General features: G+C 67.1%; 14 protein-coding genes. All 14 read right to left on the reverse strand.

Annotated features, from left to right (window positions below; translation table 11 throughout):
* Positions 1–4 precede the first annotated feature (4 nt).
* The 14 genes from lspA to ACL9RL_RS12685 all read right to left on the reverse strand — a co-directional run bounded on the left by lspA (position 5) and on the right by ACL9RL_RS12685 (position 14709).
* Positions 5–637 carry a signal peptidase II gene (lspA, locus tag ACL9RL_RS12620; protein ID WP_422780605.1) on the reverse strand — a complete coding sequence of 211 codons (633 nt, stop codon included), beginning with the start codon at positions 635–637 and terminating at the stop codon, positions 5–7.
* A gap of 2 nt (positions 638–639) precedes the next feature.
* Positions 640–1275 carry a DivIVA domain-containing protein gene (locus ACL9RL_RS12625; RefSeq protein WP_422780606.1) on the reverse strand — a complete coding sequence of 212 codons (636 nt, stop codon included), beginning with the start codon at positions 1273–1275 and terminating at the stop codon, positions 640–642.
* A 122-nt stretch (positions 1276–1397) separates the two neighbouring features.
* Complete coding sequence (locus tag ACL9RL_RS12630) at positions 1398–1700, reverse strand: YggT family protein (RefSeq protein WP_422780607.1); 303 nt, start codon at positions 1698–1700, stop codon at positions 1398–1400.
* 7 nt (positions 1701–1707) lie between these two features.
* Positions 1708–2196: a cell division protein SepF gene (locus tag ACL9RL_RS12635; RefSeq protein ID WP_422780608.1), complete on the reverse strand. Its 489-nt coding sequence runs from the start codon at positions 2194–2196 to the stop codon at positions 1708–1710.
* A gap of 42 nt (positions 2197–2238) precedes the next feature.
* Positions 2239–2907, reverse strand: a complete 669-nt coding sequence (locus tag ACL9RL_RS12640) for a YggS family pyridoxal phosphate-dependent enzyme (protein ID WP_422780609.1) — start codon at positions 2905–2907, stop codon at positions 2239–2241.
* Positions 2908–4113 (reverse strand): cell division protein FtsZ, encoded by a 1206-nt coding sequence (ftsZ, locus tag ACL9RL_RS12645; RefSeq protein ID WP_422780610.1) that lies wholly within the window; start codon positions 4111–4113, stop codon positions 2908–2910.
* A 150-nt stretch (positions 4114–4263) separates the two neighbouring features.
* The gene (locus tag ACL9RL_RS12650) at positions 4264–5319 is read right to left on the reverse strand and encodes an FtsQ-type POTRA domain-containing protein (RefSeq protein WP_422780611.1); all 1056 of its coding nucleotides are present in this window, start codon (positions 5317–5319) and stop codon (positions 4264–4266) included.
* Positions 5320–5329: 10 nt separating this feature from the next.
* Positions 5330–6730, reverse strand: coding sequence for a UDP-N-acetylmuramate--L-alanine ligase (murC, locus tag ACL9RL_RS12655; protein WP_422780612.1), 1401 nt, complete (start codon positions 6728–6730; stop codon positions 5330–5332).
* Positions 6731–6775: 45 nt separating this feature from the next.
* Positions 6776–7867 (reverse strand): undecaprenyldiphospho-muramoylpentapeptide beta-N-acetylglucosaminyltransferase, encoded by a 1092-nt coding sequence (murG, locus tag ACL9RL_RS12660; protein WP_422780613.1) that lies wholly within the window; start codon positions 7865–7867, stop codon positions 6776–6778.
* A complete protein-coding gene (gene ftsW / locus ACL9RL_RS12665; RefSeq protein WP_422780614.1) occupies positions 7864–9111 on the reverse strand; it encodes a putative lipid II flippase FtsW in 1248 nt (415 codons plus the stop codon). The genes murG and ftsW overlap by 4 nt, the downstream gene beginning before the upstream one ends.
* On the reverse strand, positions 9089–10654 hold the full coding sequence (murD, locus tag ACL9RL_RS12670; protein ID WP_422780615.1) for a UDP-N-acetylmuramoyl-L-alanine--D-glutamate ligase: 1566 nt from the start codon (positions 10652–10654) through the stop codon (positions 9089–9091). The genes ftsW and murD overlap by 23 nt, the downstream gene beginning before the upstream one ends.
* Positions 10655–11752 (reverse strand): phospho-N-acetylmuramoyl-pentapeptide-transferase, encoded by a 1098-nt coding sequence (gene mraY / locus ACL9RL_RS12675; RefSeq protein WP_422780616.1) that lies wholly within the window; start codon positions 11750–11752, stop codon positions 10655–10657. It lies immediately after the preceding gene.
* The gene (locus tag ACL9RL_RS12680) at positions 11749–13164 is read right to left on the reverse strand and encodes a UDP-N-acetylmuramoyl-tripeptide--D-alanyl-D-alanine ligase (RefSeq protein WP_422780617.1); all 1416 of its coding nucleotides are present in this window, start codon (positions 13162–13164) and stop codon (positions 11749–11751) included. Before ACL9RL_RS12680 ends, mraY begins: the two co-directional genes overlap by 4 nt.
* Positions 13165–14709 carry a Mur ligase family protein gene (locus ACL9RL_RS12685; protein WP_422780618.1) on the reverse strand — a complete coding sequence of 515 codons (1545 nt, stop codon included), beginning with the start codon at positions 14707–14709 and terminating at the stop codon, positions 13165–13167.
* Between the last annotated feature and the right edge of the window lie 2 nt (positions 14710–14711).

The following is a 14711-nucleotide window of genomic DNA, read 5'->3' on the forward strand; positions in this document are numbered from 1 at the left end:
CTGCTTATTCGGCCTTCGGTTGCGACGTGGAGTCGCCGTCGACGCCTTCTGTCTGGGTGCTGGCACCGTCCGCGTCGGCGTCGGTGGAGCTCGTCGATTCAGCCGTTCCGGCCTTCGACTGCTTGGTGGTGCGGGTGCCGTCGAGATTCACGCCGAGCAGCGTGAGCAGGACGAAGAGCACCATGGCGACGACGATGCACATGTCGGCGACGTTGTAGATGGCGGGGATGAGCCACGGCGTGGAGATGAAGTCGACGACGTGTCCGAGCCCGAAGGACGGCTCGCGCAGGAGTCGGTCCGTGAGGTTGCCGAGCACACCGCCGAGCAGGAGTCCGAAGACGACGGCCCAGGCGAGCGACTTGATGCGCCTGGCGAACCAGACGATGACGATGACGACGACCGTTGCGAGGATCGAGAAGATCCAGGTCGAACCGCTCGCGAGCGAGAAGGCCGCGCCGGGGTTCTTCACGAAGTGCAGGACGAGGAAGTCGCCGAGCACGGGAACGGTCTCACCGACGGTGAGGTTGGTGGAGATCAGGAACTTCGTGAACTGATCGAGTGCATAGGCCACGACGGCGACCAGCGCCAGGACTCCAAGAGTCCTGGCGCTGGCCTTCGACGGTGAGACGGCAGACAACCCTACGCGACGCTGTCGGCGGTGACGCCGGCTGCTGCGTCGGGAGCGGAGCTCGACGACGAGGCGTCGAGGTCCTTGAGCTGGCTCTCGATGTAGCCGCGGAGCTTCTGGCGGTACTCGCGCTCGAAGGTGCGGAGTTCATCGATGCGGTGCTCGAGGACGGAACGCTCCTGCTCGAGGATCTGCATCTGCGCGCGCTGCTTGGCCTCGGCCTCTGCGACGACACGAGCTGCGGTTGCGTGGCCTTCCGCGATGAGCGAGTCGCGACGCTGTGCGCCCTCTGCGACGTGCTCGTCGTGCAGGCGGCGAGCCAGCTGCAGGAGGTTGTTGGAGCTCTCGGCGTCGTCGGTGCCTGCTGCTGCAGGAGCGGCGGGCGCTGCGGCGACAACGGGGGCTGCGACCGGAGCGGCTTCGACCTTCGCGGCGGCGGGAGCGGATGCCCCACCTGCCTCGAGTTCGGCGACCTTGGCCTCGGCGGCATCCAGCTTCTGCTGGACTTCGTCCTTCTCCTGGATCAGGCGACGGAGTTCGACCACGACCTCATCGAGGAAGTCGTCTACCTCGTCCTGGTCGTATCCTTCGCGGAACTTGGTCTGCTGAAACCGCTTCTGGACCACGTCTTCGGGAGTGAGCGCCATAGCGAACCACCTTCACTGTCGAATCGAAAATCTGTACAACGTCACTACGCTAGCAAAGTCTGTCCCAATGGTGGAGACATCTTGACATCGCGTCGTGAACGCTTCGTCGTATGAACGACGCTCTATCGTAGCCACACATTCACGAGCGTCATGGCGATGATGCAGCACAACATCGTGAGCGTCCAGCCGAAATCGAGCGCCACGGGGCCGATCGCGACCCGCGGGAGGACGCGCCGGAAGAACTTGATCGGCGGATCCGTGACCGAGTAACTGGCCTCGGCGATCACCAGCACAACACCGTTCGGTTTCCACTGGGGACGGAGCACTCGAGCGAGATCGAGGATGAACCGTCCCCAGAGGAGGAAGAAATAGAGGAGCAGCGCGATGTAGAGGATCGTGCCGATCACGGAGATGAGGGAAGCCACCCCTCAATTATGACTGAGCGAAGAAGGTTGCCTCTGCCGCTTCCGGCGCGCCCTGGCCGTTGTCGCCGGAAACGGCGACGTGCTCGGGCGAGAGGAGGAAGACCTTGCTCGTGACGCGCTCGATCTTGCCGTACAGTCCCTGGGACAGTCCGCTGGCGAAGTCGATGAGGCGACGGGCGTCGCCATCGCTCATCTGCGAGAGGTTGATGATGACCGGAACGCCGTCGCGGAAGCTCTCGGCGATGATCTGCGCGTCGCGGTACTGCTTGGGGTGCACCGTCAGGATCTCGTTGAGTTCCGAAGCTGCGGGCGCGACCTGACGCACGGGCGTCGGCTTGCGCAGCGGGGTGACCGGCGCAGCCTTCTCGGCACGGACGGGGGCTGGGGCGGCTGCAGGAGCTGCCGGAGCGGCCTGCTGGTGCTGCTGCTCCTCGTACTCAAGGTCGTCATCGGCCAGTCCGAGGTACACCATGGTCTTCTTCAGTGGGTTCGACATCTTTTCCTCCGTCGTGTGCGTGCCGTGCACCTCGACATTAACTCAGACCGGGCGATTCCCCGTGATTGCCGTGCCGATGCGAAGGTGTGTCGCGCCTTCGAGAATCGCTTCGCGGTAGTCGTGGCTCATGCCCATCGACAGCGCCTGTGCGTTCGGTGCGAGTTTCTGGACGCGCTCGGATGCGCGCCGCACGGTCGCGAACGCGGCACGGGGATCCGCGTCGAGCGGCGCAACGGCCATAACGCCACGGAGGACGATGCCCGGCGCATCGAGCACACGCTCGACGATCACTTCGAGGTCGGCGTCGCTCGTTCCGCCTCGGCCGGCATCGGCCGTCAGGTTGATCTGCACGAACCCGTCGATCGTCCGTGTCTCGCTCGACAGGGCCGACACGAGTTCCGGCCGGTCGATCGAGTGGACGGCGTCGGCGTACCTGGCGACCTGCTTGGCCTTGTTCGTCTGCAACTGGCCGATGAAGTGCCACGTGAGGCCGAGATCGGCGGTCGCTTCGACCTTGTCGCGCGCCTCCGGGTGGCGGTTCTCCCCCACGTCGGTGACCCCGAGCCCGTGCAGCTCGCGGACGAGCGATGCTGGATGGAACTTGGTCACGACGATGAGCGTGAGCTCGTCGACTGATCGCCCGGCCGCTGAGGCGGCGTCCGCGATACCCTCGCGGACGCCGGCCAGACGGGATTCGAGTTCCGCTCCCACTTACTTGAGGAAGTCGGGGATGTCCAGTTCGCCCTCGTCGTCGAACGACGGGTCGGCAACCACGGTCTCGACTGCGGTCTCCTGGCGGTACGAGTTGCGCTCGTACTCGGAGACCGGCTGCGATGCCGGAGCTGCGGCCGGTGCCGACTGCGGAGCGGCCTGCACGGTCGTCGGCGTCGACTCGACGTCGCCGGCCGAGCTCATCACACCACCGGAGATGACGGCGTCGGCAGGAGCTGCCACCGTGCGCGTGAGCGGCTCTCCGCCGTCGAATCCTGCGGCGATGACCGTGACCCGGACCTCGTCGCCGAGCGTGTCGTCGACCACTGCACCGAAGATGATGTTCGCTTCGGGGTGCACGGCCTCCTGGACGAGCTTGGCCGCATCGTTGATCTCGAAGATGCCGAGGTTCGATCCACCCTGGATGGAGAGCAGGACGCCGTGGGCGCCCTCGATGCTCGCTTCCAGGAGCGGTGACGCGACGGCGAGCTCCGCCGCCTTGATGGCGCGGTCTGCCCCTCTGGAGGAACCGATGCCCATGAGCGCGGAACCTGCGCCCTGCATGACCGACTTGACGTCGGCGAAGTCGAGGTTGATGAGGCCGGGCGTCGTGATGAGGTCCGTGATGCCCTGGACACCGGCGAGGAGCACCTGGTCGGCCGTCGAGAAGGCCTCGAGCATGCTGATGCCGCGGTCGCTGATCTCGAGGAGGCGGTCGTTCGGCACGACGATGAGCGTGTCCACCTCCTCCTTGAGGCGTGCGACGCCGAGCTCGGCCTGGGCCTGGCGACGGCGACCCTCGAAGCCGAAGGGCTTCGTGACGACACCGATCGTGAGTGCTCCTATTGACTTCGCGATCCGAGCGACGACCGGTGCGCCACCCGTTCCGGTGCCACCGCCCTCACCTGCCGTGACGAACACCATGTCGGCGCCCGCGATGGCCTCTTCGATCTCTTCCGCGTGGTCCTCGGCGGCACGACGGCCGACCTCGGGGTCGGCGCCTGCGCCGAGTCCGCGGGTGATCTCGCGTCCGACGTCGAGTTTGACGTCCGCGTCGCTCATCAACAGCGCTTGCGCGTCGGTGTTGATGGCGATGAACTCCACCCCACGAAGGCCGAGCTCGATCATGCGATTGACTGCGTTGACGCCACCGCCGCCGATTCCGACGACCTTGATGACGGCGAGGTAGTTCTGGTTTGTAGTCACTTCCGGCCTCCGTGAGAACTTTCAACCTGTACTACAGGTTTAAAGTCATGCTGAGTATGCATTTCTTGTGATTGACGTTAGGTGCAGCACAGTGGCCGATGGGGAGGCGCGCCCGCGTGTCGGCACATCGGCCAGAAATCCGCGTGGAGATCAGCGGACGACGACGGTCGAAGGCGAGGAGACGTCGTACTCGGTCACGGTGCTTGGGTCCGTCGCGGCGATCGCGCGCTGCAACTCCACCGCCTTGACCGCGGAGTCCTTCGCGCTCCCCCACACCACTCGGGCAGCCGTGTCGGTGAGCCCGAGCGTGACATCGTCCGCCGTCGATGCAGACACGGTCGAGACCCGCGAGCGGAGCTCCTCCGGAAGGGCGCGCATGACCTCCGCCGCAGCCGTGAAACCGACCGACCCCGGGCCGCCTGCGACTTCGAGCACCGGATACCCGGCGATCGGCGTCGAGCTCTTCTGGATCGTGACCCCTGCGGCGTCGACGAGCGTGTACGAACCGTCCGCTGCGACGAGGCCGACCGGGACGCGTTCGACGATGCGCACCACGAGGGTGCTCGGCGGACGGGACTCGAGCGAATAGCTCCCGATGAGCGGGTAGCGCACGAGGATTGCCTTCACCTCGCTCGCGTCGACGAGCGACAGCGGGCGGCCCATCTGGTCGTCGAGCGCCTTCCGGAGAGCCGCGGCATCGACCCTGTCCGTTCCGACGACCTCGATCGTGCGCACGGCGAGCAGCGGTGAATACGCTCCGGCGATCGAGACGACGACGAGTGCGACGAGCACACCGGCTGCGACGAGCCAACCACGCGAACGCCTGCGGGACCGCGCCGTGAATCGCCTGATCTCGTCACGTTCGTGCTTGCGCCTCGCGCGCTGTGCCTGTTTGGGGTCGAGCGGATCGGGATCGCCGGACGCCCGCTTCGACGCGCGTTTCGCAGCACTCGATCCCCGAGGGTTCAGGCGGCCTGCGTCACTGGTCGCCTCGCTCGCCCCTGTGGACGTCGCCGACGGCTTCCGCTTCGCTTTCGGAGCGATGAACTCGATGACGTCGGTCGGCTGCTCCGCACTCGCACGCGGCGATCCGCCTCGTGCGGTGTCGCGTGCATCGGGCTCAGAAGCGGCTGCGGGCGAGCGCTTGGCGCGCTCACCGTCCGACGCCTTCCGCGTCGACGGGTCGAAACCGTCGGGACGCTTCACCGCGGCACCGTCAGGCCGTCTCGTGGCGGGAGATCGCCTCGAGGAGCTGCGGCACGATCCGGTAGACGTCGCCGCACCCGAGCGTGATGACGAAGTCGCCTGGGCGGGCGATGGACGCCGTGTAGTCCGCTGCGCGCTGCCAGTCGTCGACATAGGCGACCTTGGACGGATCGGAGAACCGTTCGGAGACGAGCGCTCCGGTCACGCCGGGTTCCGGGTCCTCACGCGCACCGTAGACCTCGAGCACGACGGTCTGGTCAGCGTACTGCTCCAGCGTGTCGGCGAACTCCTTCGCGAAGAGGCGCGTGCGGCTGTAGAGGTGCGGCTGGTGCACGGCGATGATCCGACCGCTACCGACGACCGTTCGTGCGGCGGACAGTGCAGCGGCGACCTCTGTGGGGTGGTGCGCGTAGTCGTCGTAGACGCTCACGCCGTCGACGACGCCGTGCAGCTCGAAGCGGCGCTCGGTGCCGCCGAAGCCGCTGATGCCGTCGAGGACCGCCGCCGGGTCGAACCCGAGACCGACGAGCACTGCGAATGCGCCGGCCGCGTTGATCGCGTTGTGGCGCCCTGGCACGCGCAGGCGGGTGCGGTAGTCGGTTCCCTGGTACGAGACGGAGAACTCGACCGGTCCGTCGGTGACGACCGAGTGCACCCGCACGTCGGCGCCCGGGGCCTCACCGAACGTCAGGACGCGCTTGTCGGTGATGCTCGGCGTGACGCGCACGGCGCCGGCGTCGTCGGAGGAGATGACGACGAATTCCTTGGCCTGGTTCGCGAACGTCACGAACGCCTGCTCGAAGGCTTCGAGCGAGCCGTAGTGGTCCAGGTGGTCCGGGTCGATGTTCGTGATGAGCGCGACGGCCGTGTTGTACAGCAGGAAGGATCCGTCGGACTCGTCCGCCTCGACAACGAACAGTTCGCCCGAGCCGCGAGCGGAACTCAGCCCGAGCGACTCGATGACACCGCCGTTGACGAAGCTCGGGTCAGCATCGAGCGCGAGGAGGGCCGTGATGATCATGCCGGTCGACGTGGTCTTTCCGTGCGCTCCCGCCACCGAAACGAGGCGCGACTTCGACGTCAGCCAGGCGAGCGCCTGCGAGCGGTGGAGGATGGTGAGCCCGCGTTCCTTCGCGAGCAGGTACTCGGGGTTGTCCGCCCAGAGCGCGCCGGTCACGACGAGCGTGTCGGCGTCGCCGACATTCGCGGCGCTGTGCCCGATGGACACCGTGGCACCGAGCTCGCGGAGGGCGTCGATGTTCGACGACTCGCGGACGTCGGAACCCGTGACCGTCGTCCCTGCCCCGATGAACAAGCGGGCGATGCCGCTCATGCCGCTTCCGCCGATGCCGACGAAGTGGACGGCGCCGAGGTCGTCCGGGATCTGGACTGATGGGTCTGGCTTGATCACAGTGTCACGCTTTCGTGGTGGGTTCCCGGTGTGGGACGTTCGTCGTCAGCGTTTCGCTTGGACGCGGGAGTCGACCGCCTCGTCGACGAGGCTGATGAGTCGAGCGGTTCCGTCCGTGACGCCGACGCTCTTCGACTGTGCGGCCATGTCGATGACTCGCACCCGATCGTCGAGCAGCGGAATGAGGGTCGACCTGACCCATGCCGGAACGAAACGCGCGTCATCAACCATAACCGCTCCACCTGCGCGCACGACGTCAGCAGCGTTGTAGCGCTGCTCTCCGTTGCCGACGGGGTACGGGATGTACACGGCGGGAACCCCGACGGCGCACAGCTCGCTCACGGTCGCGCTGCCGGCGCGGGACACGGCGAGGTCGGCGACGGCGAGGGCGAGTTCCATCCTGGAGCAGTACTCGAGCACGTGATAGTGCTCGAGGCCGGGGTCGACGATCTCACTCTTGGACCCCGTGATGTGCACGATCTGATACCCGGCGTCGACGATGTCGGCTGCCGTCTCGCTGATGGTCGCGTTCAAGCGCCTGGCGCCGAGCGATCCGCCCGTCACGAGGAGGGTCGGTCGTGCGGCGTCGAGCCCGAACGCTGCGACGGCCTCCGGACGCAGGGCGTCGCGGTCGAGCTGTTCGATCTCCGAACGCAGCGGCATCCCGACGAACCGCTCGTTGCGGATCTTCGTGTGGTGGAAGGCGACGCCGACGAAGGGCGTGTAGCGCGCACCGAGCTTGTTCGCGAGACCGGGCTTCGCGTTCGCCTCGTGGATGACGAGCGGCGTCTTCGTGCGCTTCGCCGCCAGGTATGCGGGGGCCGACGCGTACCCGCCGAAGCCGATCACCACATCGACCTGCTGCTCGGTGATGATCTTCGCGACCTGCTTGACCGCACCGCGGAGCCTGGAGCCGAACTTCAGGGCGTCGAGGTTCGGGCGTCTGGGGAAGGGCAGCTTCGGGATCGTCAGCAGTTCGTACCCGCGCTCGGGGACGAGCCGGGACTCGAGGCCCTCCTGCGTTCCGACGACGAGGATCGTGTCCTCCGGATGGCGTTCGCGCAGGCCGTCGGCGACGGCCAGGAGCGGATTGACATGGCCGGCGGTTCCGCCCCCGGCCAAGAGGTACGTGGTCATCGTGCTCCTACGGTTGTATCCGCCGGACGACGGGCTGGACGGCGCCTCGTGGTCGGACGTGCTGGTGTGGCGCGAGATCGCGCGAACGACAGGACGATGCCCATCGAGAGAAGTGTGCTGAGCAGGGCTGTTCCACCGGCCGAGATGAACGGTAACGGCACGCCTAGGACGGGGAAGAGACCGAGGACGACGCCGATGTTGAGCAGCGCCTGTCCGATGATCCAGGTCATGATGGCGCCCGTGGTGACACGGACGAACTGATCGTCGGTGGACCGGATGATCCGGATGAACATGATCGTGAGGAACACGAAGAGGCCGAGGACGAGCACGGCGCCGATGAGCCCGAGCTCTTCGCCGATGACGGCGAAGATGTAGTCGTTCGACGCGGCTGGGAGCCAGGACCACTTCGCGCGGGAGTTGCCGAGGCCGACACCGAACACGCCGCCGTTCGCCAGCGCCCAGGTCGCGTGCAATGGCTGCCAGCAGGAGTTCTCGTAGTCCGTGCAGCCGTCGCCGAGGAAGGACATGATGCGCTGCATGCGGTTGGGGCTCGTGACCGCCATGATGAGCACCCCGATGATCCCGGCGACGAGCGGGATCGCGAGCACCCGGAGGCGGATGCCGGCGAAGTAGAGCGCGGCGAACACGATCATGGCCATGATCATGACGGTTCCGAGGTCTCCACCGAGGAGCACGAAACCGAGCGACAGGCCTGCGATGGGCAGCACGGGGATGAGCGCGTGCTTCCAGTCGCCGAGGCGGTCCTGCTTGACGGTGAGGATGAGGCCCAGCCAGATGACGAGTCCGAGCTTCACGACCTCCGAGGGCTGCGCCGTGATGGGACCGAGTTCGATCCAGTTGCGGTTGCCACCCGTCTCGAGGCCGAGCGGGGTGAACACGAGCAACTGCAGCGCCATGCCGAAGAGGAGCGCAGGCCACGCCCACTTCTTCCAGAACGTGATCGGGAACCGGCTGACGATGAGCATCAGCGGCACGCCGATGATGGCGTACGTGCCCTGCCGCCAGAACCCGCCGAAGTACCCGGACCCGTCCAGATGGGAGTCGACCGATGAGGAGGACAGCACCATCACGAGGCCGAGGGCGACGAGGAAGAGCGTCAGGCCGAGCATCACGAAGTAGTTCGTGGACTCCGGCTTGAGCACCCGTCCGAGCGTGATCCGCGCCGTGCGCGCGCCGGTCGAAGCCTGGGCGCCGCCTGCGCTAGTGCGAGGCGGATTGCTCATCCGCCTCACCTCCCACGTACCGTTCGACGGCCGCTGCGAAGAGGCGGCCCCTGTGCCCGTAGTCCGTGAACTGGTCCATCGAGGCCGCGGCAGGGGCGAGGAGGACGGTGTCCCCCGCCTGCGCGATCTCGGCAGCCCGTGCAACGGCTTCCGGCATGACCTCATCAGTTTCCGTCGCGGCGACCTCGATGACCGTCAGGGTCGGCGCGTGTCGCGCGAATGCGTCGAGGACCTCGCTGCGATCGATGCCGATCACAACAGCCCCGCGCAGGTGATCGGCGTGACGCTCGACGAGGCGGTCGATCGAGACGCCCTTCAGGAGTCCGCCGACGATCCAGACGACGGAGCGGTAGGCGGCGAGCGATGCGTCGGCCGCGTGCGGGTTGGTCGCCTTGGAGTCGTCGACCCACTCGATCTCCTGCGCGCTCGCGACGAGCTGGATGCGGTGGGCGTCGAGGCCGAATTCGAGGAGCGTCGCACGGACCGCTTCGACGGGGACGCCGGCGGAGCGTGCGAGAGCGCTGGCGGCCAGGATGTTCGCGACGATGTGCGGCGCGGACAGGCCGACGAGCGCGAGCTCGGCGACCGTGGAGAGTTCGAGCGCGGTCGTGCTGCGCTCGTCGAGGAATGCGCGGTCGCACAGGATGCCGTCGACGACGCCGAAGTCGCTCGGGCCGGGGACGTCCAGGCCGAAGCCGATCGCGCGTGCGCCCTCGACGACCTCCGCCTCCTGCACCATCAGTTCGGTGGCGCGGTCGGCCCGGTTGTAGACGCAGGCGACGCGGGTGTTCTCGTAGACGACGGACTTCGCGTCACGATAGGCGTCGGCCGAACCGTGCCAGTCGAGGTGGTCGTCCGCGATGTTGAGGCACACGCTGGAGAGCGGAGAGACGGGGCTGCCCGTGCCATCCGTGCCGCGAGTGCCGTGCTTTCCCAGGTAGTGCAACTGGTAGCTGGAGAGTTCGACCACGAAGAAGTCGAAACCCTGCGGGTCGCGGACCGCATCGAGGACGGGGACGCCGATGTTCCCACAGGGCGCTGCGGTGAAGCCCGCCTGGACGAGCATCGACGCGGTGAGCTGCACCGTTGTGGTCTTGCCGTTGGTGCCGGTGACGCAGATCCACTCCGCTGGGGTGCCGACCTTGTCCCTGACCCGCCATGCCAGTTCGATGTCGCCCCAGACGGCGACGCCGTTCTCGGCTGCCCACAGCAGGATCGGGTGGTCCGGGTGGAACCCCGGCGACACGACGATGAGCTCCGGTGCGAAGTCCACGAGCGCATCCGGAACGGCAGAGAGGTCCTGCTGCACCAGACGCGCGCCGATGACGGTCACGAGGTCTGCGCGCTGATCAGCGGCCTCCCCGGCGAGCACGAGGACGTCGCTGCCGAGTTCCGTGAGCGTGTCGGCGACGGAGAAACCGGTCACGCCGAGCCCGAGGACTACGACCTTGAGTCCGGTCCAGTCCGCGTGCCAGCTGGTGAGGGTGTCGAGGCGGTTCTGCACGGCGTCAGCTCCTGAATCCATGGCGTCTGCATCCACCATCTACTGGCTCAACCACTCGAGGTAGAACGTTCCGACACCGGCCGCGACGAGGAGCCCGCCGATGATCCAGAACCGGACGACGACCGTCACCTCCGCCCACCCCTTCAACTCGAAGTGATGGTGGATGGGACTCATGAGGAAGATGCGTCTGCCCCTGGTGATCTTGAAGAACGCCCGCTGCACGATGACCGAGCCGGCTTCGATCGCGAAGAGGCCGCCGACGAGGACGAGGAGGAGTTCGGTGCGGCTGAGGATCGCGAGGGCTGCGATGGCGCCGCCGAGGGCGAGCGAACCGCTGTCCCCCATGAAGATCTGGGCCGGTGAGGTGTTCCACCACAGGAACCCGATGAGCGCGCCGACGATGGCAGTCGCGACGATCGCGAGATCGAGCGGGTCTCGAACGTCGTAACACTTGTAGGCGACGTCGGAGTGGAGGGTCGAGCTGAAGCACGACTGGTTCGACTGCCAGAACCCGATGATGATGTACGAGCCGATCGCGAGGATCGACGCGCCGGTCGCGAGCCCGTCGAGGCCGTCGGTGACGTTCACACCGTTGGACGCGGCCGTGACGATGACGGACGTCCAGAGGATGTAGAGCAGGATGCCCACCGCGGGGATGCCGATGGCCATGAAGTTGATCGGCAGGTCGCGCAGGAACGAGATGTTCGTCGTCGCCGGCGTGAACCCGGCCGTGTTCGGGAAGTTGATCGCGAGCACGGCGAAGATCGTCGCGACGATGAGCTGTCCGGAGACCTTCGCCCAACCGCCGAGGCCGAGGCTCTGCTGCTTGCGCGTCTTCAGGAAGTCGTCGATGAACCCGACGACGCCGAGGCCGACCATCATGAACAGCACGAGCAGCGCAGACACGGTGATGTGCTCACCGTTCACCCACATGCTCACGAAGAAGCCGACGAGGGTGCCGACGATGATGATGATGCCGCCCATCGTGGCGGTTCCGCGCTTCGTGTGGTGGCTCTGCGGGCCGTCGTCGCGGATGAACTGACCCCAGGCCAGCTTCCGGAAGAGCTTGATGAAGAGGGGGGTGAGGAATAGTGAGAAGGCGAGCGAGATCGCTCCGGCCATCAACAGTGCTCTCATGAGAACAGGTCTCCCAATCGATCTCCCAGGAACCGCAGGCCCGCCGAGTTGGACGACTTCACAAGCACGGTGTCGCCGGGGGCGATCTCCGCGTTCAGGTAGTCGTAGGCCTCATCGGCCGTTGCGAAGTATACGGACTCACCATCCCACGAGCCTTCGTTGATCGCCGTGATGTGCATCCGCCTGGCTTCCGGCCCGACCACAACGAGTCGGCCGATGCCGAGGCGGACGACCTGCAGACCGATGCGGTCGTGCTCCTCGCCTGCCCAGTCGCCGAGTTCGCTCATGGCGCCGAGGACGGCGATCGTGCGCCCAGCCGATGAAGCGGCCGAGATCTGCGCGAGGGTGCGGATGGCCGCCGACATGGAGTCTGGGCTCGCGTTGTAGGCGTCGTTGATGACGGTCACGCCGTCACGTCCGCCGAGGAGTTCCATCCGCCACCGCTCTGCGCGGGTCACGGTCTCCAGCGAGCGTACGATGGCGTCGAGCGGGACGCCGAGCGTGTGCGCGGCCGCAACAGCTGCGAGGGCGTTCATGACGTGGTGCTCGCCGAGGACGTTGAACCGCACGGGCGACTGCTCGCCGGTGGGGAGGTGTACCGTGAACGAGGTTCCGCGTGCATCCGCCGCGATGTCCGTGGCGCGGACCGCTGCGCGGTCGTCGAGTCCGAACCACAGCACCCTGGCCTTGGTCGCCTGAGCCATGCCGGCGACGCGGGCGTCGTCGATGTTCAGGATCGCGACGTCGTCGGCGTCGAGGTCGGAGACCATCTCGGTCTTGGCCGTGACGGTCGCCTCGATGCCGCCGAACTCGCCCGCGTGGGCCAGCCCGACCTTGAGGACGATCCCGATGTCCGGCTTCGCCATGCGGATGAGCCGTGCGATCTCGCCGATGCCGCTCGCACCCATCTCTGCGACGAGGAACTCGGTGCGCTCGGTGAGGCGCAGCATCGTGATGGGGGCGCCGACCTCGTTGTTGAACGAGGCTTTCGGGCTGACCGTCTCGCCGACCTGCTCGAGCACGGTGGCCAGCAGGTTCTTGGTGGTGGTCTTGCCGTTGGAGCCGGTGATTCCGACGATCTTCAGACGGCCGAGCGCACGGACGCGTGAGACGACCTCGGTCGCGAGGGCGCCGAGCGCGACGACGGAGTCCGGCACGATGATCTGGGACACGTCGAGCGGGAGTTCACGCTCGACGACGAGGAGGGCGGCGCCGTTGGCGAGGGCCGCATCGGCGAAGAGGTGGCCGTCGGTCTCCTCCCCCGGCTTCGCGATGAAGATCCCGCCGGGTTCGATGAGCCGGGAATCGGTGTCGACGAGACCGTCGACGACCGTTTGCGGATCCGCGCCGGCTCCGAGGCGCAAGCGCCCGTCGACCGCCGTCGCGATCTCCTCAAGGGTCAATCCGATCATCTACAGCCACCCGGCCTCTCGTAGCGCCTGTTTGGAATCTTCTCGTGCCGAGTACGGCAGCTTCACGCCGGCCACCTCGTGGTAGTCCTCGTGCCCAGGCCCCGCGTACAGGATGACGTCTCCGTCGCCCGCGAGGGCGAGGGCTGCTCTGAACGCCTCCCGGGGATCGGCGACCTCATGCACCTCTCGCCCGGGGACGGCTTCCCGCGCTGCGTCGATGAGCACCTTGCGGATGGACGCCGGGTCCTCGCTCCGCGGGTGGAAGTCGGTCACGACCACGATGTCCGAGCCGCGGGCTGCGATGGCCCCCATGTCGACTCGTTTGGTGGTGTCGCGGTCGCCGTCGGCGCCGAACAGCATGATGATCTTGCCGTCGGTCACCGTGCGGATGGCCTCGAGCGTGTTGAGGAACGCGTCCGGACTGTGGCCGTAGTCGATGTAGACGACGGGACCGCGATCGCCGCTGATGCGCTCGGCACGGCCGGGGATGTAGGCGTCGATCCCGCCGTCGCGCTCGAGCACCTGGGCGATCATGTCGAACTCGATGCCCGACTCGACGAGCATCACGATCGCGAGCGCCGCGTTCGCCGCCATGAACCAGCCGAGGAGCGGGACGCTCGTGACGAGCACTCGATCCTCAGGTCCTTCGAGGCGGAACGTCGTCGAGGTGCTGGACTCCGCGAGCATCGTGACGCGCCAGTCCGCCTCGACGCCGTCGACGGTGGTGAGCGTCGCGAGCGGGATGCGGCTCTCCTGGGTGAGGCGCCTGCCCCACTCGGAATCGACCGTCACGACGCCGCGGCGGGCGCGCTCCGGTTCGAACAGCGCGCGCTTGGCGGCGAAGTACTCGTCGAAGTCCGCGTAGTCGTCGAGGTGGTCGTGGCTGAGGTTCGTGAAGCCGACGACGTCGAAGACGATGCCGTCGACGCGGTGGCGGGTGAGCGCCTGCGCAGAGACCTCGATGGCGACGGCCCTGACCTCGGACTCGCGCATCCTCGCGAGCAGCGCGTGGAGTTCACTCGCCTCCGGCGTGGTCAACGAACTCGTGACGGCGATGTCGCCGATGCGACGCTCCGCCGTCGAGCTCAGACCGGAGACGATGCCGAGCTGGCCGAGGATCCCGTTGAGGAGGTAGACGGCGCTCGTCTTGCCGTTCGTGCCCGTGACGCCGAAGAGCGTCGGCGGCTCCTCTGCGGTGCGGTAGATCCACGCGGCGACGTGTCCGAGCACGGCGCGCGGCTCGGCGACGACGAGGATCGGCAGGCCGCTCGCCTCGGCGAGTTCTCGGCCGGCCTCGTTCGTGAGGACGGCGACCGCGCCGCGCTCACGGGCCTGCGCCGTGTAGCTGGCGCCGTGGGCCCTGACACCGGGCATGCCGATGTAGAGGTCCCCCGGTTCGACGGAGGACGAGCTGAGGCTCACGCCGCTCACTTCGACGCCGTCGACCTGGCCGACGACCTCGAAGTCGAAATCACTCACGAGCTGCGAGAGCGCTCGATACTGCGGGTGTTCCGGCCGAAGGCTGATCGGGCCCTGACTAGTCAACT

Origin of the sequence: Plantibacter sp. Mn2098 (genome assembly GCF_049319745.1) — a bacterium.
Taxonomy (GTDB): domain Bacteria; phylum Actinomycetota; class Actinomycetes; order Actinomycetales; family Microbacteriaceae; genus Plantibacter.